The following is a 22,136-nucleotide window of genomic DNA, read 5'->3' as shown; positions in this document are numbered from 1 at the left end:
ATAAGGAGTACAGATATGAAAGTATTGAATTTTGGTTCATTGAACCTTGATTATGTATATCAGGTAGAAAGTATCCTGATTCCGGGAGAAACACAGGCTTCCAGAAATCGTCAGACTTTCTGCGGAGGCAAGGGCCTGAATCAGTCGATTGCTCTTGCGAAGGCAGGAATTCCGGTTTATCATGCCGGAATGATCGGGGATGACGGAGAGATGCTTCTGGAAACATGCAGGGAAAATGGCGTGAATACAGAATTTATCCGCAAAATAGCAGGGCCATGCGGCCATACGGTGATTCAGGTGGATAAGGATGGGCAGAACTGCATTCTTCTGTATGGCGGAGCAAACCGTAGCATTACCCGCGAATTTGTGGATGAAGTCCTGAGCGCTTTTGATAAGGGCGATATTATCCTGCTTCAGAACGAGATAAATGAGTTGGATTATATTATCGATCGTGCATATGAAAAGGGAATGATGATCATTCTGAATCCATCCCCATACGATGATAAACTGAAAAACTGTGATATGTCAAAGGTAAGCCTGTTTCTTGTAAATGAGATAGAAGGATATCAGATTACAGGAGAGAGGGAACCGGAGAGGATCCTTGCAGCGGTCAAAGAGAAATATCCGTCTGCAAAGATTGTTCTGACACTTGGAGGCGATGGCTCTGTGTATCAGGATGAAACTGGGATTTATCATCAGGGAATCTTTAAGGTGAAGGCAGTAGATACGACGGCAGCAGGTGATACATTTACTGGATATTTTATTTCTTCTATCATAGATGGAATGCCGGTTAAGGAAGGACTTGAAATGGCGGCGAAAGCATCTGCGATCGCAGTTTCCCGGCCTGGTGCGACAGCATCCATACCGATGAAACGGGAAGTTCTGGACAGCAGACTGTAAGGCGCTTCTGCCTGCATAAGTGCTGTACGGAAATCGGCAGTAAAACTTTGGACAGACAGGAGTGGTAACGCGATATATGAAGGTAAGTATTCGGGATCTAAGTAAAATGACCGGATTTTCTCCGGCAACAATTTCAAATGCACTGAATCATAAAAAAGGTGTCAACAGAGAGACTGCGGAGGAGATTTTTCGTGTGGCAAGAGAGACGGGATATCTCAGTGCAAATGCTGTGACCAAAATCCGGCTTGTGATTTTTAAGAAGAATGGACAGATTTTGGAGGAGACTCCGTTTTTTCAGCAGATGATAGAGGGGATTGAGGAAGAATGCCATCGTCTGGGGTACGAGATGGTTATTTCTCACGTTGACCAGAGAAATCCAAATTATCAGAAGCAGGTGCGAGATCTTCTGGAAGAACAGGGGGTTGGAATTATCCTGCTTGGAACAGAGATGATGGATGGTGATCTGAGTCTATACAGGAATGCCTCGTGCCCGGTCCTTCTACTGGATCACTGGACGGAGAGCATGGATTTTAACTCTGTCCTGATCAATAATGCGGATGCTGCGAGAGCGATTACAGAGCATCTTCTGGATAACGGACACAGGGAAGTTGGATATCTGAGGGGAAATTACAGGATCAAGGCATTCCGGTCACGATTTATCGGCTTTCAGACAGCACTTAAGAAATATAAGGTTCCGTATAAAGAGGAATACACGGTAACAGTAGGTACTTATATGAGTACTGCCTGCCAGGATATGCTTGAATATCTTAAGAAAAAACCCAAGCTTCCGACCGCGTTTTTTGCGGATAATGATATTATCGCGCTTGGTGCGATGAAAGCTCTGCAGGAGATGGGTTATCGGATCCCGGAGGATATTTCCATTGTTGGATTTGATGATCTTACATTCAGTGAAATCTCTTCTCCTCCGCTGACGACCCTGCGTGTAGAGAAGCGTGAAATGGGTAAGATGGCGGTTCGCCGTCTGGTAGAACTGATCGATGGGATCGGTACCAGCACAGTTACCAAAATACAGGTGTGTCCGAAAATAATATATAGAAATACCGTAAAAAATATCAAATGATCAGCAGATGATCGTGGAGCAGCAGAATCAGGATGTGTAAATAAAAATATACATTCTGGTTCTTTTTTTATGCGAATTTTTATAAATGTTTATATAAACGTTTATAACATATTTAAGGATAAAATACTGAAAACAGCAGAATAACTGTGAAAAACATCCAAAAACAGGAAATGAAAATTGTATAACTTCCCGTTTTGAGTAAAAAAATATAATATTTTATTGAAAAATAATATGAACAGTTTATAATAATGTTTACAGAAAGAGAAACGCAAAAACACATTAAGGGGGAAATACCATGGACCATATTAAACTTGGATATGCACCGACAAGAAGAAGTATTTTCAGTGCACCAGATGCAGTAAAGTATCGTGGATTGACTGCAGACAGACTGAGAGAGCTTGGAATCGATTTTGTAGATATCACAGACATCAACGAGGAAGGACTTCTCTATGATGATGAAGGAATGTACAAGATCGCAGAGAAGTTCAAAAGAGAAAAAATTGACGGTCTGTTTCTTCCGCACTGCAACTTTGGTACTGAATTTGAATGTGCAAGACTTGCAAAGGAACTGGGAGTTCCGGTTCTTCTCTGGGGGCCGCTGGATGAGCGTCCGGATGAAAACGGTGTTCGTTTAAGAGATACTCAGTGTGGACTTTTTGCAACAGGTAAAGTACTCAGAAGATTCCGGGTACCGTTTACTTACATGACAAACTGTCGTCTGAACGATCCTGTTTTTGAACGTGGCCTGAGAGACTTCATGGCAGTCTGCAACGTAGTAAAGAAATTCAAAAACATCAGAATCCTTCAGATTTCCACAAGACCATATGAATTCTGGACCACCATGTGCAACGAAGGAGAACTTCTGGAGAAATTCAATATCCAGCTTACTCCGATCCCGATGCCGGAACTTACTGATGAAGTAAAGAAAGCAAAAGAAGAAGGAACGGAAGTTGCCAAAGTAATGGAATACTGCCGCCAGAACATGATCATTGACATCAAAGACAATGAACTTGAAAACGTGGCAGCCCTCAAGGTAGCAATGAAGAACCTGATCACAAAATACGGATGTCAGGCAGGAGCAATCCAGTGCTGGAACCAGCTGCAGTGTGAACTTGGAATCATGCCGTGCGCAGCGAATTCACTTCTGAACGAAGAAGGAATCCCGGTTGTCTGCGAAACTGACATTCACGGTGCAATCACCGCACTGATGGTAGAGGCAGCAGGAATGGGAGATACCAGAAGCTTCTTTGCAGACTGGACCATCCGCCATCCGGATATCGAAAATGGTGAGCTTCTGCAGCACTGCGGACCATGGCCGATCTCCGTGGCAAGAGAAACACCAAAGATCACCTATCCGCTGGCATTCAGTCATCCGGGTGCGATCACAGCTGAGGCAAAACATGGAGAGGTTACTCTGGCACGTTTCGACGGAGACAATGGAGAATATTCCCTCCTTCTTGGAAATGCCAAAGGCGTGGACGGACCAAAGGGAATGGGAACTTACCTCTGGGTAGAAGTAGAAAATATCAAACGACTGGAAGCCAAGATCGTAGAAGGACCTTACATCCATCACTGTGTGGGAATCCACAAGGATGTTGTTCCGGTACTGTATGAGGCATGTAAATATATCGGCATAAAACCGGATCTCTACGACCCGATCGAAGAAGATGTAAAAGCTTATTTAAGAGGAGAATGAGATGAATATGGAAAATCTGACAGCGTTATCCTATGATTTACGAAAAGATGTAATTGATATGATCTGTGCCGGAAAAGCCGGACACATCGGTGGTGATATGAGTGTTATGGATACTCTGGTAGCACTGTACTTTAATCAGATGAATGTAACACCGGACAATATGGATGATCCGAATCATGACCGTTTTGTTATGAGTAAAGGACATTCTGTGGAAGCTTTGTATGCAGTGCTTGCAAAGAAAGGCTTCTTCCCGATACAGGAAGTAATTGATACCTTCAGTAAATTCGGTTCCAAATTTATCGGACATCCGAACAATAAGCTTCCGGGAATCGAAATGAACTCCGGTTCTCTGGGACATGGACTTCCGGTAAGTGTTGGTATGGCACTTGCAGGAAAAATGAATGGTCTCACCTATCGTGTATACACCGTTATGGGTGATGGCGAGCTGGCAGAAGGTTCTGTCTGGGAAGGTGCAATGGCAGCCAGCCAGTACAAACTCGACAATCTCTGTGCAGTAGTCGACAGAAACCGTCTTCAGATCTCCGGAAATACAGAGGACGTTATGCATCAGGATGATCTTCACGAAAGATTCAGAAGCTTCGGATGGAACGTGATCGATGTAAAAGACGGCAACAATATCGACCAGTTAAATGCAGCGTTTGAGGAAGCAAAAACAGTCAAAGGAAAACCAACCGTACTGATCGCAAACACCATCAAGGGATGTGGATCTTCTGTCATGGAAGACAAGGCAGCATGGCATCATCATGTACCGAATGCAGAAGAATATGATCAGATCATGAAAGACCTGGAAGCAAGAAAGGAGGCTGCTCTCAATGAGTAAAATTGCCAATAAACAGATGATTTGTGAAGTGCTGATGGAAGCAGCAAAAACCGATAAAGATATCGTTGCACTGTGCAGCGATTCCAGAGGAAGCGGATCCTTTACCCCTTTTGCAGAAACTTATCCGGATCAGTTTGTAGAGACAGGTATCGCAGAGCAGAACCTTGTAAGTATCTCTGCCGGACTTGCAAAATGCGGCAAAAAATCCTATGCAGTATCACCGGCCTGCTTCCTTTCTACAAGAAGCTATGAACAGGCAAAGGTAGATGTTGCCTACTCCAATACTAACGTAAAACTCATCGGAATCAGCGGTGGTGTAAGCTACGGTGCACTGGGAATGAGCCATCATTCTGCACAGGATATCGCAGCAATGTCTGCAATCCCGAACATGAGAGTTTATATCCCGAGTGATCATCTTCAGACAAAAGAACTGACAAAAGCACTTCTCAAGGATGAAAAGCCAGCTTATATACGCGTTGGACGTAACGCAGTAGACCCTGTTTACGAAGAAGGAAATGTACCATTTGAGATGGATAAGGCAACAGTGATCTGTGAAGGAAGCGATGTTGCGATCATTGCCTGCGGCGAGATGGTAGGACCTGCAAAGGCAGCAGCAGAGCTTTTGAAAGAGCAGGGAATCAGTGCAGCTGTAGTAGATATGTACTGTATCAAACCGCTTGATACAGCAGCGATCGTAAAGGCTGCTTCCAATGCAAAAGCAGTTCTTACTGTAGAGGAACATGCACCGTTCGGCGGACTTGGCTCCATGGTAAGCCAGGTGGTAGGAAGCGAGTGCCCGCGTAAGGTAGTCAATATGTCTCTTCCGGATGCACCGGTCATCACAGGAACATCCAGAGAAGTGTTTGATTATTATGGATTAAATGCAGAAGGCATCGCAAAAAAAGCAGCGGAACTGGTGAAATAATATGAATAAATATGTACTTGGGATCGATCAGAGTACACAGGGAACAAAGGGACTCCTTTTTGATGAAAAAGGAGCCCTTGTCTGCAGAGCTGATCTTCCACATAAACAATATATCGATGAACGTGGATGGGTAGAGCATGATCCGGAGGAGATTTATGCGAATACCCTTCAGGTTGTAAAAAATCTCATCGAAAAAGCAGGAATCAACAAAAAAGAAATCTCTGTACTTGGAATCAGCAATCAGAGAGAAACCGCTCTTGTCTGGGACCGCAAAACCGGAAAACCGGTATACAATGCAGTTGTATGGCAGTGTGCAAGAGGAAGTGAGATCTGCAAAAAGATCGCTGCAGAGCATGAAAATGCAGAAGAACTGGTTCGTTCACATACAGGGCTTCAGTTATCTCCATATTTTTCAGCGGCAAAGATCGCCTGGGTCCTCCAGAATGTGCCGGGAGCACAGGAAAAGGCAGACAGAGGCGAACTCTGCTGTGGAACGATCGACAGCTGGCTGGTCTATAAGCTGACTGGTGGAAGAGAATTCCGTACCGATTATTCCAATGCTTCCCGTACTCAGATGTTCCATATCGGAGAGCTTGCCTGGGATCCGGAAGTCTGCGGACTGTTTGGGATCCCGGTATCCTGCCTTGCAGAAGTGACAGATTCCGATGGCGAATACGGCACAACAGATTTTGGCGGTTATCTGGATGCACCGATTCCAATCCGCGGTGTTCTTGGAGATTCCCATGGAGCACTGTTTGGACAGGGATGTATCGAGACAGGAATGATCAAGACCACTTACGGAACAGGTTCCTCCATTATGATGAACATCGGTAAGAAACCGGTCTACAGTAACCGCGTGGTAACTTCTCTTGCGTGGAAACTGAATGGAGAAGTGAACTATGTTCTGGAAGGAAATATCAATTATACAGGGGCTGTGATTACCTGGCTCAAGGATGATCTGAAGCTGATCGCCTCTCCGGGTGAGACAGAAGCACTGGCGTTTGAGGCGAATCCAAAAGACCATGCATATCTGGTTCCGGCGTTTACCGGACTTGGAGCACCTTACTGGGACAGCGAGGCAGAGGGAATTCTCACAGGAATGACCAGAACGACAAAAAGAGCTGAGATCGTCCGCGCCGGTCTGGACTGCATCGCATACCAGATTACCGACGTAGTAAAAGCCATGAGCGAGGAATCCGGCATTGCGATCGGAGAACTCCGCGTAGATGGCGGCCCGACCAGAAACAAATATCTGATGCAGTTCCAGAGCGATATCGCAGAGGTGTCCGTACAGGTTCCGTCCGCGGAAGAACTGTCCGGTATCGGAGCTGCTTATGCGGCCGGTATTGCAGTGGGAATCTATGACCGTGAAGAAGTTTTCAGTCAGATGAGCCGTACCAGATTTTCACCGAAGATGGATGCCGCAGAACGAGATCAGAAGTATCAGGGATGGAAAAAGGCTGTTGCGCAGGTTCTTCAGTAACAGCATCATATTCAGAACACAGAAAAAGACAGTCGTTATCGTAAAGATAACGGGCTGTCTTTTCTTGCGTATCAAACAGATGTAGTGTATAATGTTGAATATGTGAGCCAAAAATACAATTTTTAGGGATAAATCAAGGTGAACCATATTGAAAAAACAGATTGAACAATTACTCAGTGGAAAATTCAAGTACGATCAGCCCCGGCTTCTTTTTTCAAAGGATAAGCTGTCCATCACCCTGGAGGCAGGAAAGACAGCACGGGGAGAGCTTTATCTTGGAACAGAGGACAATGACAAGATAAAGGGATACATAACTTCTTCCAACCGCAGACTTGTTCCGGGAAGCAGCCGCTTTTCGGGAACGACCGTCTGCCTTCCGTATGGTGCCGACGGGACAGGAATGCAGCCGGGCGAGGTATGTACAGGCTGGCTTTGTGTTACTTCAAGCATAGGAGAATACAAGATTCCATTCTCTATTGAAGCCAGACAGAACGAAGAACAGAACTTTCTCGAAGAAATAAAGGACATCGAAACATTCAAAAAGACCGCTGCAGAGGATTTCAAAACAGCCTATCATTTGTTTAAGAAACCGTCTTTTGCAGCAGTCATGGCAAAGGCAGACAAGAAACAGAAGGCACTGTATGCAGGCCTTTCTGCGACATCCTCCAACTATCAGAACCTGGAGGAATTTCTGATCGGTCTCGGAGAAAAAGATCCGGTCTCTGTTTCTCTCAAAACAACAGCAGCAGACTTTTTCGGACTCAGAGAATCCATACAGGAATCTTTTGATATTCACAAGACAGGGTGGGGATATCTCCGTCTGGAGATCGAATCGACCGTAGATTTCCTGGAGCCTGAGCGTCATGTGATCACTCAGGATGAATTCATCGGAAGCAGCTGCCGCATCAATTATGTAATACACTCAGAAAAACTCAAAAAAGGAAATCAGTTCGGAGAGATCATCGTAAAAAGCCCGTATCAGGAGCTTGTTTATCATGTGACAGCATCCAGGGGTGCGCGTATCCGCATTGATCTGAATACAGAAGAGAAACGCCGCAAGGCAGGACTGGTTCATGCCTATATTGATTACTGCGAAGAAAAAACCGACTTCAAGACCTGGGCGGAGAAATCTCACAGAATTCTGGAAAGACTTCATGAATCCGGAAATGAATATCCGGAGTACCGTCTGTTTGAGGCATATCTTGCTTATCTTGAGGACAACCAGAGTCTTGCAAAGGAAATTCTCAAAAACTACCAGAGCAAGGAATTTACAAGGGATGAACTGGAGGAAGCAGGAACCTATCTGTATCTGTGTACCCTGGTAGGGCTTTACAGAGACAAGGGGCAGGCGCTCCAGAAGATTCAGAACTTTTTCCGGCAGAAGTCTGACAGTTTCCAGCTTCTCTGGATTCTTCTGCAGATGGATCCGACTTATCAGAATTCTCCTTCCATGGCACTTTTTATGATGGAGGAACTGTATGAGAAGGGATGTACCAGCCCGATTCTTTACCTGGAAGCATGGAACTGGATCAGCAGGGATATTTCCAACCTGCACAGACTTTCTCCGTTCTGGATGCAGGTATTCCACTATGCCGGCAGGAGAGGCTTCCTTACCGAGGAACTGGTGATGCGCCTGGCATACCTGTCCGGCTATGAGAAAAAATTCTACGGCTGTCTTTATAAGGCGCTGGCCGCAGGATATGACAGATTTCCGTCCGATGATGTACTGGAAGCGATCTGCAAATATGTGATGAAGGGAGATCCGCGCAAACCGCAGTATTTCCGCTGGTTTTCTCTTGCTGTTCAGAGAGGCCTGCGCATCACAAGACTTTACGAATATTATATGGAAACAATGGACATTTCCTATCGGAGACAGCTTCCAAAGCAGCTTCTGATGTATTTTGCCTATAATGACAATTCTCTGGGAGATGCACGCAAGGCGTATGTCTATGCCAGCGTGATCACTTATAAGGACAGAGACCCTCAGACCTACGAAAGCTACAAAGACACCATGAAACGTTTTGCAAAACGCAAGGTGGAGGATGGCCAGATCGATGAGAATTATGCAGTTCTGTATCAGGAATTCCTTCTGGAACCAATGGGTAGAGAAGATGCGGAAAAAATCGCAGAAAAACTGTTTACCAGCCGTCTTTACTGCGATGATCCAAAGGTGCGCGAGGTGATCGTCTGCCACAGTCAGCTGGCAGAGCAGGAGATCTACCCCTGTGTGAAGGGCGTTGCCTATCCGAGAATTTATACGGAAGATGCAGTTCTTCTGTTCCGTGATGAAAAACAGCGTTGTTATGCATCTACGGTACACTACAATCTCAAAAAACTTCTGGATGAATGCGATGCACTCGATGGAATCCTGAAACGTGGAGCGGAAGATACCGGTGCGCTCCTGCACTACTGCGAGAGACATGAACTGAACGCAGATAATCTTGAATATTTCCAGAAACTCGCAGAGACAGAAGCATGCACAGAGGAATACAGAAATTCTCTCAGGAAGCAGATCCTGGATTTTTATGCGGCACATGTGGACGGAGAGGATATGGACCGTTATTTGTACAAACTGGATTACCGCAGATATATGGAGGCAGACCGTAAAGTCCTTCTGGAAGTGCTGATCTCCCGAAGAATGTTCCGCCAGGCGATGAGCCTTGTAGAGGAATATGGCTATGAAGGTATCGAGCTCAGCAGTCTGCTCAAACTTACCAGCAGGATGATCCTCAAGAGTGACATGGCAGAGGACGATGAGCTTCTGGCACTCGCGTCAGAAGTATACCGCGAAGGCAAATACGATGAAGTTATTCTTCACTATCTGATGCTGTACCGCTTTGGACCGGTCGGAGAGCTGATCTCTATCTGGAAAAGTGCGCGTGGATTTGAGATGGACACTTATGATCTGGAAGAAAGAATCCTGGAGTTTCTGATCTTTACGTCAGATTACCGCAAGGAAGGCGAAGCTGTGCTGGAATCCTATGTGAACCAGTCCGGAAAGGAAAATCTGATCGGAGCTTATCTGACGCAGGTATCCTATGGCGTTTTTGTGAAAGAATATACCATGAGCCCGTTTGTACGGAGCAGACTGGAATACGCATATGCAAATAACTGGCCGCTGAACCTGATATGCCGTCTGGCACTTCTGCAGGAAATTTCCAGAGAAAAAAATCCGAAGCCGGAATACATCGGAATGGAGCAGAAGATTCTGGAAGAATGTGCGAAGCGGAATCTTGTATTTGGATTTTTCCGCAGGCTTTCTCCGGAACTTTTGAGCCCATATCAGCTGGATGACAAGACATTCGTAGAATGCCATGCACATCCGGGAGCTAGAGTCACCCTGTTTTATGCGCTGGATACGGGACTTGGAACAGAACTGGAATACAAATGCGAACCTTTAAGAGAAATCTATGAGGGAATTTTCGGAAGAACCTTTACTCTGTTTTATGGTGAAAATCTTCATTATTATTTCCAGATCGACAGAGAGCGCAGTACCAGAACAACGGCAGAGCGTGTACTCAACATGAAAAAGATCGAGGGAACTTCCGGAAGCAAGTACCAGCTTCTCAACCAGATGCTTTCTGACAGAAGACTGGACAAGAAGAAAGAAGTCAAAGAGGAACTCAAGAGTTATCTCCGCCAGGAACAATATGTAAAAGAGATGTTTACAATAGATAGGGAAAATGCAAAATGAACGAAACAAGAGATTTAATTATCGGGATCGATCTGAGAAATGAATATTCTCAGCTTTGCTACTATGACCGAAAAGCAGAAGAGCCGCGTTCCCTTCCGGTAAAAGTAGGCAGCAGCCAGTATGAAGTGCCGACCTGTCTGTGCAGGAGAGTCGAACAGAAGGATTACTGCATCGGCATTGAAGCAGAATATTTTGCAAGAGAAAAGGGCGGTTTTCTGGTAGAAGATCTTTGCGGGATCTCCAGAAGCCGCAAGACCGTTCAGGTAGCAGGAGAAGAAAAACAGCCATGGGAGATTCTGGCATATTTTCTGGAAGGTATGCTGAAACTGACGGGTGTGGCAGATATTAACAGAAACATCCGCTGTCTTACAGTCACCATGGAATCGCTGGACGACATACAGGTCGAAAACCTTCAGAAGGCAGGAGAACTGCTGGAGATTCCACGAAGCAGTTTCATCATTATGGATCATGAAGAAAGCTTCTATTATTATATCATGGCACAGAAAGCAGAAACCTGGAACCGGAGCGTGGGCTGGTACAATTTTGACAAAAATCATGTAACTTTCCGCAAGCTGGTCATGAATTCCGGAGCGAAGCCGGTTCTGGTAAAGCTGGAAGAAGCGGTGGAGACAGATCTCAATGATACAGATGATGAACAGAGAGACGCGGATTTTTATACTTTTATCAAGAATACTCTTGGAAGCGAATTATATTCAAGTATTCAGATCGATGGCAGCGGTTTTGACCAGGAATGGGCACAGAAATCCGTAAAACTTCTCTGCTATCAGAAAAGAAAGGTTTTCTACGGAAACAATCTTTTTGCCAGGGGTGCCTGTGCGGCCGGTGCAGAACGCTTTATCACGCATAAACTTAAAGATTACCGCTATCTGGGAAATTCTCTCGTCATGACAGATGTCGGAATGGATATGCGTGTCATGGGGGCACAGGCCAGCTATCCGCTGATCGAGGCAGGGCGCAACTGGTATGAATGCAGCGCAGAATGCGAGCTGATCCTGGATGGCACGGAAGAACTGGTATTTAATGCCACAGCAATGGGTGAAACCGAAAAGAGGCGGATCGGTATGCGCCTTCCGGGTCTTCCGAAACGTCCGAACAAGACCACTCGCCTGCATGTGAAACTTCAGTATATTTCACAGAAAGAGTGTGAGATCACAGTAACAGATCTTGGATTTGGAGAAATGTTCCCGTCAAGCGGCAAAGTATGGACAGAGATCACAAAATGGTAAGGAGGGAATGACATGAGCGGATATATTTTATGCCAGACAAAAAAAGCAGAGATTCCGTATTATATCGAGAATATCAGCACGAATGTTTATTCCCTGGAAGAACTCTGTTATTATTTTTATCACAATCTGTACCTGGTCGATGAGACGATCCTGAATGAGCGTCTGTGCGTATGGTTTCAGGAAGAACTGGATCTTCCGAAACTGGCAGCGAAGCTTCGGACTCTGTTTGTGCGGAATTTCAGTATAGAGGAATTTCTGTATCCGGTATTCAAGGAGATCAATTACCTCACTTATGAGGAAATGAAAAATCTGAACATGCAGATTCAGAAACTTTCGGAGGAATCCCCACTTCTGAGAGAAAAGTGCAAAGGTGATGCCCTGGTTGAAAGCGGCATGTACGTCCATGCGATCCAGGTTTATCAGAAACTTCTGAAGGAAGATGACCTGGAGACAGTAAGAGAGGGATTTACAGAAAGTGTCTGCTACAATCTGGGCTGTGCCTACAGTTATCTCTTCCAGATGGAAAAAGCGGTCGAATGTTTCCAGAAAGCCTATGAAGGCAGCAGAAGCAGAGAGTCACTGATCGCGTATCTTCTGGCGTTTGGCGTTACAAAAACACCGGAAGAGTACCAGAATCTGGTAAGAAGACTTGGCGTCGAAAAGGAGATTCTTAAAGAAATCAAGGCAAAACTTACAGAATTCGGGAAGAAACCGGAGATTCCGGCGGACTCCGAAAACGTAGACAAAATGCTCGAAAACCTCACCAGAGACTACCACAGGAGCACCGGTTCCTGAACCGGTTTACGGAGATTGTCAGAAATTTACCAGATTAACTCAGGAATTTGTCCAAATAGACTGGACGAAATGGATGGAATCTGTTAAACTAGACATATAAATTGGAAGTGGTAAGACCAACTTCCGATAAGATTAGGAGGAATTTATCATGTTAGTAAACGCTTCAGAAATGTTGAAAAAAGCAAAAGCTGGTCACTATGCAGTTGGTCAGTTCAACATTAACAACCTTGAGTGGACAAAAGCAATCCTGCTTACAGCACAGGAACTCAACTCTCCGGTTATCCTCGGTGTATCCGAAGGCGCAGGAAAGTATATGACAGGCTACAAGACAGTTGTTGGTATGGTGAAAGGAATGCTGGAAGAACTGAACATCACTGTTCCGGTTGCACTTCACCTTGACCACGGCAGCTACGAAGGATGCCTGAAATGTGTTGAAGCCGGATTCACATCTATCATGTTTGATGGTTCCCATTATCCGATTGAAGAGAACGTAGCAAAAACAAAAGAACTGGTTAAGATCGTTGCAGATCACGGAATGTCCCTGGAAGCAGAAGTTGGTTCCATCGGCGGTGAAGAAGACGGTGTTGTAGGTATGGGTGAATGTGCAGATCCTAAGGAATGCAAGATGATCGCTGATCTTGGTATCGACTTCCTTGCAGCAGGTATTGGTAACATCCATGGTAAATATCCGGCAAACTGGAAAGGCCTGAGCTTTGAGACTCTGGACGCTATCCAGCAGCTGACAGGAGATATGCCGCTCGTACTTCACGGTGGTACAGGAATCCCGGCTGATATGATCAAGAAAGCTATCGACCTTGGCGTATCCAAGATCAACGTAAATACAGAGTGCCAGCTTGCATTTGCTGCAGCTACACGTAAATACATCGAAGAAGGCAAGGATGAGCAGGGCAAAGGATATGACCCACGTAAACTTCTTGCTCCTGGATTCGAAGCAATCAAGGCTACTGTTAAAGAAAAAATGGAACTGTTTGGTTCTGTTAACAAAGCCTGAGATTTATTCAGCTTGAGTAATTTGTAAAGAGAGAGACCTGGAGAGGATTTTTCGGAATCTTTTCCAGGTCTTTTGTGTTCTGAAAAGCTGTTCAGCAGGGTTCCTGTCACGCAGAGGTTGCGGGATATTTCTCTTCGTGGTAAGATAGCTCTATGACAAAAAAAGAAGATATCATCATTATGAATTTTTCGGGAATCTACAAGGAGCAGCAGTTCTGGCAGAACGGAGAAATACAGAGAGAAGAAATTTCCTGGGTGGAGGTACAGGAACTTCCGGGAAGCAACTGCTACTGCGATGGAGATGCAATGGAGACTTTGCGGCAAAAGCTGGAGGAATTTGATGCAGATGGGATCCATTTCATTGATTCCGGCAATTATCACTATATGAGCCGTATCTGGCTTGAGAAACTGAACACACCATTCAGACTGGTCGTTTTTGACAACCATACCGATATGCAGCCGCCGGCATTTGGAGGATTGCTTTCCTGTGGAGGATGGGTGGCGGCGTCCCTTGAGGAACTTCCGCTTCTTAAAGAAGTGGTGCTGGTCGGACCAGATCAGGAGGCTTTTGACCAGACAGAACCGGTCCTTCGGGAAAAAGTACGTTTTTTGTCGAGGGAGAAGCTGGGAGAGATGACGCTGGAGGAGAAAGTTTCGTTTTTTGAGGAGCTGACAGCAGAACTTCCGACGTATCTCTCGGTTGATAAGGATGTACTCTGTCCGGAGGAGGTCTCAACGACCTGGAGCCAGGGAGAGATGACACTGGAAGAATTGTGCCAGTTTGTAAAGATCCTTTTGGAAAAGCAGGACATTCTGGGAATGGATGTCTGCGGAGAATGTGATCCGGATGCCTGTGAGGGTGATCATCTGAACGATCTGGCGAACCGGGAACTTTTGGAAATATGGGGAAAGGAGCGATAGATTTATGAAAAATGAACTCCTGACGATAGGACCTTTGACGGTCTATGGATACGGCGCAATGATCGCGCTCGGCGTGATCGCGGCCTGGATCGTGACAGAACTCCGGGCAAAAAAGCTCCGACTCAGCAGTGACCATGTGTTCGCCCTTGTCCTCTGGGGGCTTCTGGGCGGTCTGCTCTGTGCGAAACTTCTGTACTGGATCACAGAATGGAAATCCATCATGGCAGATCCGGGATTTATTCTGGACACATTGTCGGATGGATTTGTAGTCTATGGCGGGATTCTTGGAGGAATCCTCGCAGGCTGGATCTACTGCAAGAGTAAAAAAGTCAATTTCTGGAAATATTTTGACCTCGTGATGCCGTCTGTTGCGCTGGCACAGGGATTTGGACGGATCGGCTGTCTGCTTGCAGGCTGCTGTTATGGAAAAGAAACGGACAGTATCTTTGCGATCACCTTTCATGAGTCAGAGTTTGCACCAAACAATGTGCCGCTGATCCCGACAGAGATTTATTCCAGCGTGCTTGATTTTGCACATTTTGCGCTGCTTTTGTTTCTTGCCAGCCGTACGAAGAAGGACGGACAGGTGGCGGCGTGTTATCTGATCTTTTACAGCGTCGGAAGGTTTATTCTGGAATTTTTCCGCGGGGATCTGATCCGTGGAAGCGTGGGCGTGCTGTCGACTTCTCAGTTTATTAGTCTGTTTACCGGGGCGGCGGGAATTATCATATTGATCCTCCGAAGTAAGAAAAGTAATGCCTGAGCAGACTGGATGACAGGAACAGAAAGCCGGATTTAGAAAAGATGTGAAATAACAGGAATAAAGCTACTGCTGATCGCATAGCCTGTACAGAAATATGTGCAGGAGACCGATGACTATGCGTATACAGGAAGACATTATCGTGCCGGCACAGGATCAGCAGTATCAGAACTTTATCGTCCGATATAACCAGAATCTTCATGGAGATTTTGATTATGAGTCTGATGATACGTTTCAGATCGTGAATGACCTGTTCGGGATCCTCTATGTCCCGGAGCAGGATGTTCCGGCACTGGAATTCAACAGTTATTCTTATTCTTCTATTCCCAAATGTTACACTTATATGGATCTTGGAGCGTTGAGCGCATCTGGCGTACTCAAGCTTCACGATCATCCATACCTCAGATTAAAAGGAGCCGGAACACTGGTGGCGGTCATTGATTCAGGGATCGACTATCAGCATCCGGCTTTTCGTAATGGTGATCAGAGCAAGATTCTGAGTATCTGGGACCAGTCCCTTCCGGGAGGGCGTTCCGGCCGGATCCCATATGGAAGAGAATTTACCAGAGTGCAGATCAACGAGGCACTTGCTGCCGAAAATCCGCTGGAGATCGTGCCCTTAATCGACAGAAACGGACACGGAACCAGGCTCGCTGCGACAGCAGCAGGAAATCGGATTCCGGAAGAAAATTTTTCCGGGGCGGCACCGGAAGCAGAGCTGGTGATCGTCAAGCTTAAGCCCGCCAAAAAATATCTGCGGGATTTTTACCTTTTTCCACGGGAAGCGGAGGTTTTTCAGGAAGATGATATCATGCTGGCGATTGCTTATGTGTTACAGTGCGCGGTAGAAAATCAGATGCCGCTTTCTATCTGCATAGGGCTTGGGACGAATATGGGGGCGCACCGCGGAGACGGACCTTTGAGTGAGTTTATCAACAGCACGGCAAGTTTTAGCCAGAACTCCATTTCGATCGCGGCGGGAAATGAAGGAACAGCCAGACATCATTATTTAAGTGGGGCGGATCGGCAGGAAAAAACAGATACGGTAGAACTCAAAGTAGGAGAGCAGGAGAGTACCAGAGGATTTTCGATGGAATTCTGGGGTGACTCTCCTAATTTTTATAATATCGTGATCCAGTCACCGACAGGTGAGAGACTTCCGGTGAGCACCGCCCTCAAATATGGAACCCAGGAACTTTCGTTTGTATTTGTGGAAACGAGGATCCTGGTCAACTACATACCGATCGAGCGAAGGACGGGAAAAACACTGGTTTTTTTCCGTTTTCTGCATCCGGCACCGGGGATCTGGAAACTTCTGGTGGAGGAACGGATGCCGGCCAATGGAGGATTTCATATCTGGCTTCCGACGAGGGGACTGATCTCCGATGAGACCTATTTCCTGAAATCCTCTCCGGAATTCACGATCACTTCCCCCGGAGATGCCCGTGACGGAATGACAGTAACCGCATACCAGTACCGCGACAACAGTCTTTATGTCCAGGCAAGCCGCGGCTACAACACTGAAAATGTCGTAAAACCAGACTTCGCAGCCCCGGGTGTCGGAATCCTGACTGCCTCGATCGGAGCCGGCCGGATCTTCGAACAGGCAACAGGAACCAGCCTTGCAGCTGCCCAGGCCGCCGGGATCGCCGCCCTACTGTTCGAATGGGCCCTGATCCGCGGCAACGAACCCTACTTCACCGGCAACAGCGTCAAAAACTACTTAAGCCGCGGCGCAGTCCGTGACGATATAATACAGTACCCAAATCCGAACTGGGGGTATGGACGTGTGGATCTGTATCATACGTTTGAACTTTTGACGTAAAATCTTGTTGAATATACAAAAAAATTTAGTGAATCTAATTGTTTTTTTGATAATGATTTGCTATAATATATGCACAATGACGATTATTCGGAGCGGTTAGGACGAATGATCTCAAAAACAAATGATTCCGGCGCACAAGAGGGCAGACAATTAGAAACAGGGGAGAGGCGGCGGAACGGAAACAGGAGGAAACAATGAAACGAGGAAGTATTTTTGAACTGAATGGCGTTCCAAAATTCCAGGAAGCCATTCCGCTGGCCCTGCAGCATGTAGTCGCCATGATCGTGGGATGTGTTACCCCGGCGATCATCGTAGCCGGAGCAGTAGGAGGAGGTGGCTTAAGTGCTAAGGATCGAGTTATTCTGATCCAGGCATCACTGGTCATCTCAGCACTGTCAACCCTGATCCAGTTATTCCCGCTCGGCAAGAAAGGCGGCTTCACCCTGGGATCCGGACTCCCGATGATCATGGGCGTCAGCTTTGCCTACGTTCCAAGTATGCAGGCGATCGCAGAAGGTTATGGGATCTCGACGATCCTGGGCGCGCAGATCGTCGGTGGTGTCGTAGCATTTATCATGGGTATTCTGGTCAAGAAGATCAGAGTTTTCTTCCCGCCGCTGATCACAGGTACCGTTGTATTTACCATTGGTCTGTCCCTGTATCCGACAGCGATCAATTACATGGCGGGCGGCACAAGCAATCCGGATTACGGTTCCTGGCAGAACTGGCTGGTAGCATTCATTACACTGGCAGTTGTAACTGCACTGAACCATTTCGGCAAAGGAATCCTGAAACTGGCTTCCATTCTGATTGGTATCATCGTTGGTTATATCGTATCCATTCCATTTGGCATGGTGAATCTTTCAAGTGTAGGTCAGGCGAAGATGTTCCAGCTCCCGCAGTTCATGCATTTTGGCATCCACTTTGAGATCTCAGCCTGCGTTGCCATCGGACTTCTGTTCGCGATCAACTCCGTACAGGCGATCGGAGACTATTCCGCAACGACCATCGGAGCAATGGACCGTGTGCCGGAGGATCGTGAACTCCAGAACGGTATCATGGCATATGGTATCAGCAATGTGATCGGCGCACTGTTCGGCGGACTTCCGACAGCAACCTACAGCCAGAATGTAGGTATCGTTACAACCACCAAGGTCATCAACCGCTGCGTCCTTGGCCTTGCAGCAGTCATCCTCGGCGTTGCAGGTATCGTGCCGAAATTCTCCGCACTTCTGACAACGATCCCACAGTGTGTTCTCGGTGGTGCGACCGTATCCGTATTTGCTTCCATCGCAATGACAGGTATGAAACTTGTAGCTTCCGCAGAGATGGATTACAGAAACTCTTCCATCGTAGGCCTTGCAGCAGCGATCGGTGTCGGCGTTTCTCAGGCATCCGCAGCACTTGCAAGCTTCCCGGACTGGGTAACTACGATTTTTGGTAAATCCCCTGTAGTTCTGGCAACACTGATCGCAGTAGTGCTGAACGTCATTCTTCCAAAGAGCCGCGTAGAGCGCAAGGAAGAAGAAAAACTCAAAAAAGAAGTAAAAGAAAAGATCAAACAGGATCACGAAGAGTTTGATCAGCAGTAAAAACTGAATACATAAAAAGATCCCTTTCTTATCTGGAACCGTTTCTGGCAGCCACAGTGAGGGGAAAGGGATCTTTTTTATTTATGGAAAAAATTATTTACGGTATACAAATGCCGGAAGTCCGTCCTCACCAAGAGGAACATTTACATTTCCCTGGATCAGCGGTCGGGCATAGCGGACAAAATCTTCGGTGACATCGTGACCGTCAGGTGTGATCCACTCTGCCGGAACGACCTTTTCCTGGTTACAGATCTCATTGACATCCTCAAGTCCACAGACCATCTGGTAATTACCATCAGCATCGGCCTCGCGGATGAAGGAAACCATCTTTCCAGTCTCACCGTTAAGGGCAGCCTGCACGCCAAACTTACCTGCAGCAACAGCTTCCTGCTGGTCGGTGGCAGAGATCATGGCTGCACTGCATCGCTGGCTGACGTTCAGTTCTACAGAACGGGCTTTGACACCGAGACGGCTACGGACAAGATTTTCAAGATATTTGCCGCATCCTGCAAGCATCTTGTGACCGAAAGTGTCGGTTCCTACAGAGCTGTCGTATTCGCAGATAAAAGTTCCCTCAGCGTCGTGGATTCCCTCAGAAACACAGACGATAAGGTTGCAGTTTGTCTCGAATGCTTTTTCCAGATCTTTCAGAAAAGCTTCCTGGTCAAAATCTGTCTCCGGAAGATAGATAAATAACGGGTTGTCGCCATCATATTTACGTGCAAGGGCACTGGCAGCAGTCAGCCATCCCGCATGACGTCCCATGATCTCGATGATCGTCACGGATTTTTTCTCATAGACATTGGCATCAAGAGTGATCTCACGGACAGTAGATGCAACGTATTTGGCAGCACTTCCGAATCCCGGTGTATGATCGGTATGGATCAGGTCATTATCGATCGTCTTTGGCTCGCCGATCACACGGATGGAGCTTCCAATTTTGGCTGCATAGCGGGAAAGCTTGCTGACAGTATCCATGGAATCATTTCCACCGATATAGAAAAACCAGCCGATGTTCATCTCTTCAAACTTGCGGAAAAGCTTCGGATAGACCGGATCTTCGAGAGATTCCGGCAGTTTGTAACGGCAGGAACCAAGATATGCGCCAGGCGTGTGAGTAAGATACGCAAGCTTCTCGCCCGGAAGAGCCTCCTCAAAATCAAGCACACGACCAGCCAGGAATCCCTCGATCCCATTGACCATGCCGTAAACATGTCCGATTTCATCAGAATGGGCAAGTCCCTCAGAAACAACTCCATAAAGGCTGCTGTTGATCACGGCAGTAGGTCCGCCGGACTGTCCGACGATAAGATTTTTCTTTGACATTTGTATACCTCCGATTAGGTTAATAATGAATTCATTGTAGCATACGGGGGAGAAATTGACAAATGAAGATTCAGGGGCATGGCGTTTCAGATCAGCAAAAGGTTCCTGAACGCAAAAATCTCATTCTCATCCATCAGCCGTTCCATTTCATTCAGATTGAGATCAGAGTGTTCGAGCTCTCGTGAAAAGCGGTAGCAGATGGATACGAGGTCATCAAAGGTGAAATGGTGGTCATTTGCGAGGTAAGTACCCACGGCGAGGTCGTGGATCATGGCTGTGCAGACGACTGCCATTTTTATTTTGGCGAAGATCTGGTCATCGTAGACGGCTCCGCAGAAGTAAGTGTAGATCCAATAAACGAGAAGCTGTTCTTCCTGGATCGTCCAGTCCGGGCAGGCTGCGAGGAATTCCTGACAGCAGCTGGTAAATTTTTCTTCGGAGTCACATGCCGTGTAGAGCGGGAGTAAGGTTTCGTGGAGATATTTCCGCCATCTTTTGCGCAGGACTTCCATCTCGGGAATGACAGCTTTCCAGACCTGTTTACGGTAAGTGACAGAATCTGTCCTGGAAGTTGTCCACTTCTGGATCTTTGCAAGAAAAGTATCTCCAACGCCGGAGCTCTGGTGGCGTGCGCGGATATCTTCCCACTGGTACAGCTCATTTTTGTCAAGAGCCAGCTGGAAATCATGTGTACAGGCAAGCAGTTTGCGGCGGCGCAGTTCCATGGGGAGGTTTCTGTCCTGAACGATGGAAATGAGGTAGTCCCTGGTATCCATCAACGCAGTAAAAAGCAGATAGTCAAAATCATCATACGTCTCTTCAGGAGTTTCTTTTTCTATTGTGACAAAAGTAGTTTTTTCCTTCCGGGAGAGAAAGATCCTCGCGGCCTCCGGGCAGGATAAAGAGAGGGAATATTCGCGCAGTCCCTCGAATTCTTCGATGTGGCGGGGATATTTCCGGCAGGTATCGCAGAGCATGCCAGGGCCAGCTTCGCTGTAGATATCGCAGAGATTTTCTTCATTTAAGAAAGCACATCGATGGTCATACTGGCGAAAAGCCTGTTCCTTCCAGTCAATATCATTATAGAGCCGGTTGCGGAAAGCACCCTTAAAGTGGCGGTATTTCTTAAGACTCCTGTCATCGATCATGATCTGCCATCCCGCACAACAGGTGTCCGGACAGGCTCCTGCGATACAGGAAAATTCTTTATAAAAAGCAGGAAATGTAATCTGCATTTTTGATGTCTCCTTTGTAAAAAATTATACAATGAATTATAGCATCCTGACTTCTTCTCTACAAGATACTCATTCTTATAAGTATGAAATAACTATAAATTCACATCCGGTTCCATTGACGTAAAATGTGTCCTGTGCTAAGATTTTACAGAACAGACAGTTAAATCTGATAAAATGCAGGAAATAAGTCTGGACGAAAGGAGTGTATTATGAGTGGGAAAAACACAGAGAATCAGTCCAAGCAGAAGAAAAAAGGAGATATCCTTCTGACCCTGGTTCTTATTGTGGCGATAGCAGTTTTCTGTTATGCAGCCGTGAATCTTTTTCATATTTACACAGAATACAAGAAAGGAACAGATGAATATAACCACATTGAACAGATGGCAGTGACAGACCGTGCACCGGATTCGCAGGAAGTGGCAGGACCGAATGCACAGCCAAAGGCCCCGATCGACGTGGATTTTGCAGCACTTAAGAGCGTGAACTCAGATGTAGTAGGCTGGATTTATGTAGAAGCACTGGATGGCATCAGCTATCCGATCGTGCAGGGCAAGGATAATGAAACATACCTGCACCAGACATACGAGAAGAACTATAATTTTGCAGGAACTATTTTTGTGGATTATGAAAACAGTCCTGATTTCAGCGACTGCAATACTCTGGTTTACGGACACAATATGAAGAATGGTTCCATGTTCGGCCACCTCAAGAAATTTGCAGAGGATCAGGAGACTTATAATAAGAGTAAATATTTCTGGATCCTGACACCGGATAAGAATTATCGTTATGAGATTATTTCTGCCT

17 protein-coding genes are annotated in these 22,136 nt (G+C 46.4%); 15 read left to right on the top strand and 2 right to left on the bottom strand.

Annotated elements, in window-relative coordinates:
- The first annotated feature begins 15 nt into the window (after positions 1–15).
- The 14 genes from QZL69_RS01800 (at position 16) to QZL69_RS01735 (ending at position 18,771) form a co-directional block, all read left to right on the top strand.
- Entirely contained in the window at positions 16–900 is an 885-nt protein-coding gene (locus tag QZL69_RS01800; protein WP_022213517.1) for a ribokinase, read from the top strand.
- A gap of 106 nt (positions 901–1,006) precedes the next feature.
- A complete protein-coding gene (locus QZL69_RS01795; RefSeq protein ID WP_442852503.1) occupies positions 1,007–1,981 on the top strand; it encodes a substrate-binding domain-containing protein in 975 nt (324 codons plus the stop codon).
- A gap of 295 nt (positions 1,982–2,276) precedes the next feature.
- On the top strand, positions 2,277–3,677 hold the full coding sequence (locus tag QZL69_RS01790) for an L-fucose/L-arabinose isomerase family protein (RefSeq protein WP_022213515.1): 1,401 nt from the start codon (positions 2,277–2,279) through the stop codon (positions 3,675–3,677).
- A 7-nt stretch (positions 3,678–3,684) separates the two neighbouring features.
- The gene (locus QZL69_RS01785) at positions 3,685–4,518 is read left to right on the top strand and encodes a transketolase (RefSeq protein ID WP_118251735.1); all 834 of its coding nucleotides are present in this window, start codon (positions 3,685–3,687) and stop codon (positions 4,516–4,518) included.
- On the top strand, positions 4,511–5,443 hold the full coding sequence (locus QZL69_RS01780; protein ID WP_022213513.1) for a transketolase family protein: 933 nt from the start codon (positions 4,511–4,513) through the stop codon (positions 5,441–5,443). Before QZL69_RS01785 ends, QZL69_RS01780 begins: the two co-directional genes overlap by 8 nt.
- Position 5,444: 1 nt before the next feature.
- On the top strand, positions 5,445–6,926 hold the full coding sequence (gene glpK, locus QZL69_RS01775) for a glycerol kinase GlpK (protein WP_022213512.1): 1,482 nt from the start codon (positions 5,445–5,447) through the stop codon (positions 6,924–6,926).
- Between the two features lie 148 nt (positions 6,927–7,074).
- Positions 7,075–10,620, top strand: coding sequence for a DUF5717 family protein (locus tag QZL69_RS01770; protein WP_022213511.1), 3,546 nt, complete (start codon positions 7,075–7,077; stop codon positions 10,618–10,620).
- Positions 10,617–11,867 (top strand): DUF5716 family protein, encoded by a 1,251-nt coding sequence (locus QZL69_RS01765; protein WP_022213510.1) that lies wholly within the window; start codon positions 10,617–10,619, stop codon positions 11,865–11,867. The genes QZL69_RS01770 and QZL69_RS01765 overlap by 4 nt, the downstream gene beginning before the upstream one ends.
- Before the next feature lie 12 nt (positions 11,868–11,879).
- The gene (locus QZL69_RS01760) at positions 11,880–12,662 is read left to right on the top strand and encodes a tetratricopeptide repeat protein (protein WP_022213509.1); all 783 of its coding nucleotides are present in this window, start codon (positions 11,880–11,882) and stop codon (positions 12,660–12,662) included.
- 148 nt (positions 12,663–12,810) lie between these two features.
- Positions 12,811–13,674: a class II fructose-1,6-bisphosphate aldolase gene (gene fba, locus QZL69_RS01755; protein WP_022213508.1), complete on the top strand. Its 864-nt coding sequence runs from the start codon at positions 12,811–12,813 to the stop codon at positions 13,672–13,674.
- A gap of 152 nt (positions 13,675–13,826) precedes the next feature.
- Positions 13,827–14,594 (top strand): arginase family protein, encoded by a 768-nt coding sequence (locus tag QZL69_RS01750; protein ID WP_022213507.1) that lies wholly within the window; start codon positions 13,827–13,829, stop codon positions 14,592–14,594.
- A gap of 4 nt (positions 14,595–14,598) precedes the next feature.
- Entirely contained in the window at positions 14,599–15,357 is a 759-nt protein-coding gene (locus tag QZL69_RS01745) for a prolipoprotein diacylglyceryl transferase (protein ID WP_022213506.1), read from the top strand.
- Between the two features lie 115 nt (positions 15,358–15,472).
- Positions 15,473–17,179, top strand: coding sequence for a S8 family peptidase (locus QZL69_RS01740; RefSeq protein ID WP_022213505.1), 1,707 nt, complete (start codon positions 15,473–15,475; stop codon positions 17,177–17,179).
- Positions 17,180–17,373: 194 nt separating this feature from the next.
- The gene (locus QZL69_RS01735) at positions 17,374–18,771 is read left to right on the top strand and encodes a uracil-xanthine permease family protein (RefSeq protein ID WP_022213504.1); all 1,398 of its coding nucleotides are present in this window, start codon (positions 17,374–17,376) and stop codon (positions 18,769–18,771) included.
- 93 nt (positions 18,772–18,864) lie between these two features.
- Here QZL69_RS01735 and QZL69_RS01730 read toward each other — a convergent pair whose 3' ends face one another.
- Both QZL69_RS01730 and fliB read right to left on the bottom strand, forming a co-directional pair.
- Entirely contained in the window at positions 18,865–20,097 is a 1,233-nt protein-coding gene (locus QZL69_RS01730; RefSeq protein WP_022213503.1) for a 6-phosphofructokinase, read from the bottom strand.
- Positions 20,098–20,183: 86 nt separating this feature from the next.
- Positions 20,184–21,332: a flagellin lysine-N-methylase gene (gene fliB, locus QZL69_RS01725; RefSeq protein ID WP_022213502.1), complete on the bottom strand. Its 1,149-nt coding sequence runs from the start codon at positions 21,330–21,332 to the stop codon at positions 20,184–20,186.
- A 209-nt stretch (positions 21,333–21,541) separates the two neighbouring features.
- On the opposite strand from fliB, the gene srtB reads away from it, so the two are divergent.
- A partial coding sequence (srtB, locus tag QZL69_RS01720; RefSeq protein ID WP_291517849.1) for a class B sortase occupies positions 21,542–22,136 on the top strand: 595 nt, incomplete at its 3' end.

It is taken from the genome of Blautia sp. CAG:237 (genome assembly GCF_000436615.1).
GTDB lineage: Bacteria > Bacillota > Clostridia > Lachnospirales > Lachnospiraceae > Blautia_A > Blautia_A intestinihominis.
The sequence above is the reverse complement of the archived record's forward strand: the minus strand, read 5'-3'. Positions and strand labels throughout refer to the sequence as shown.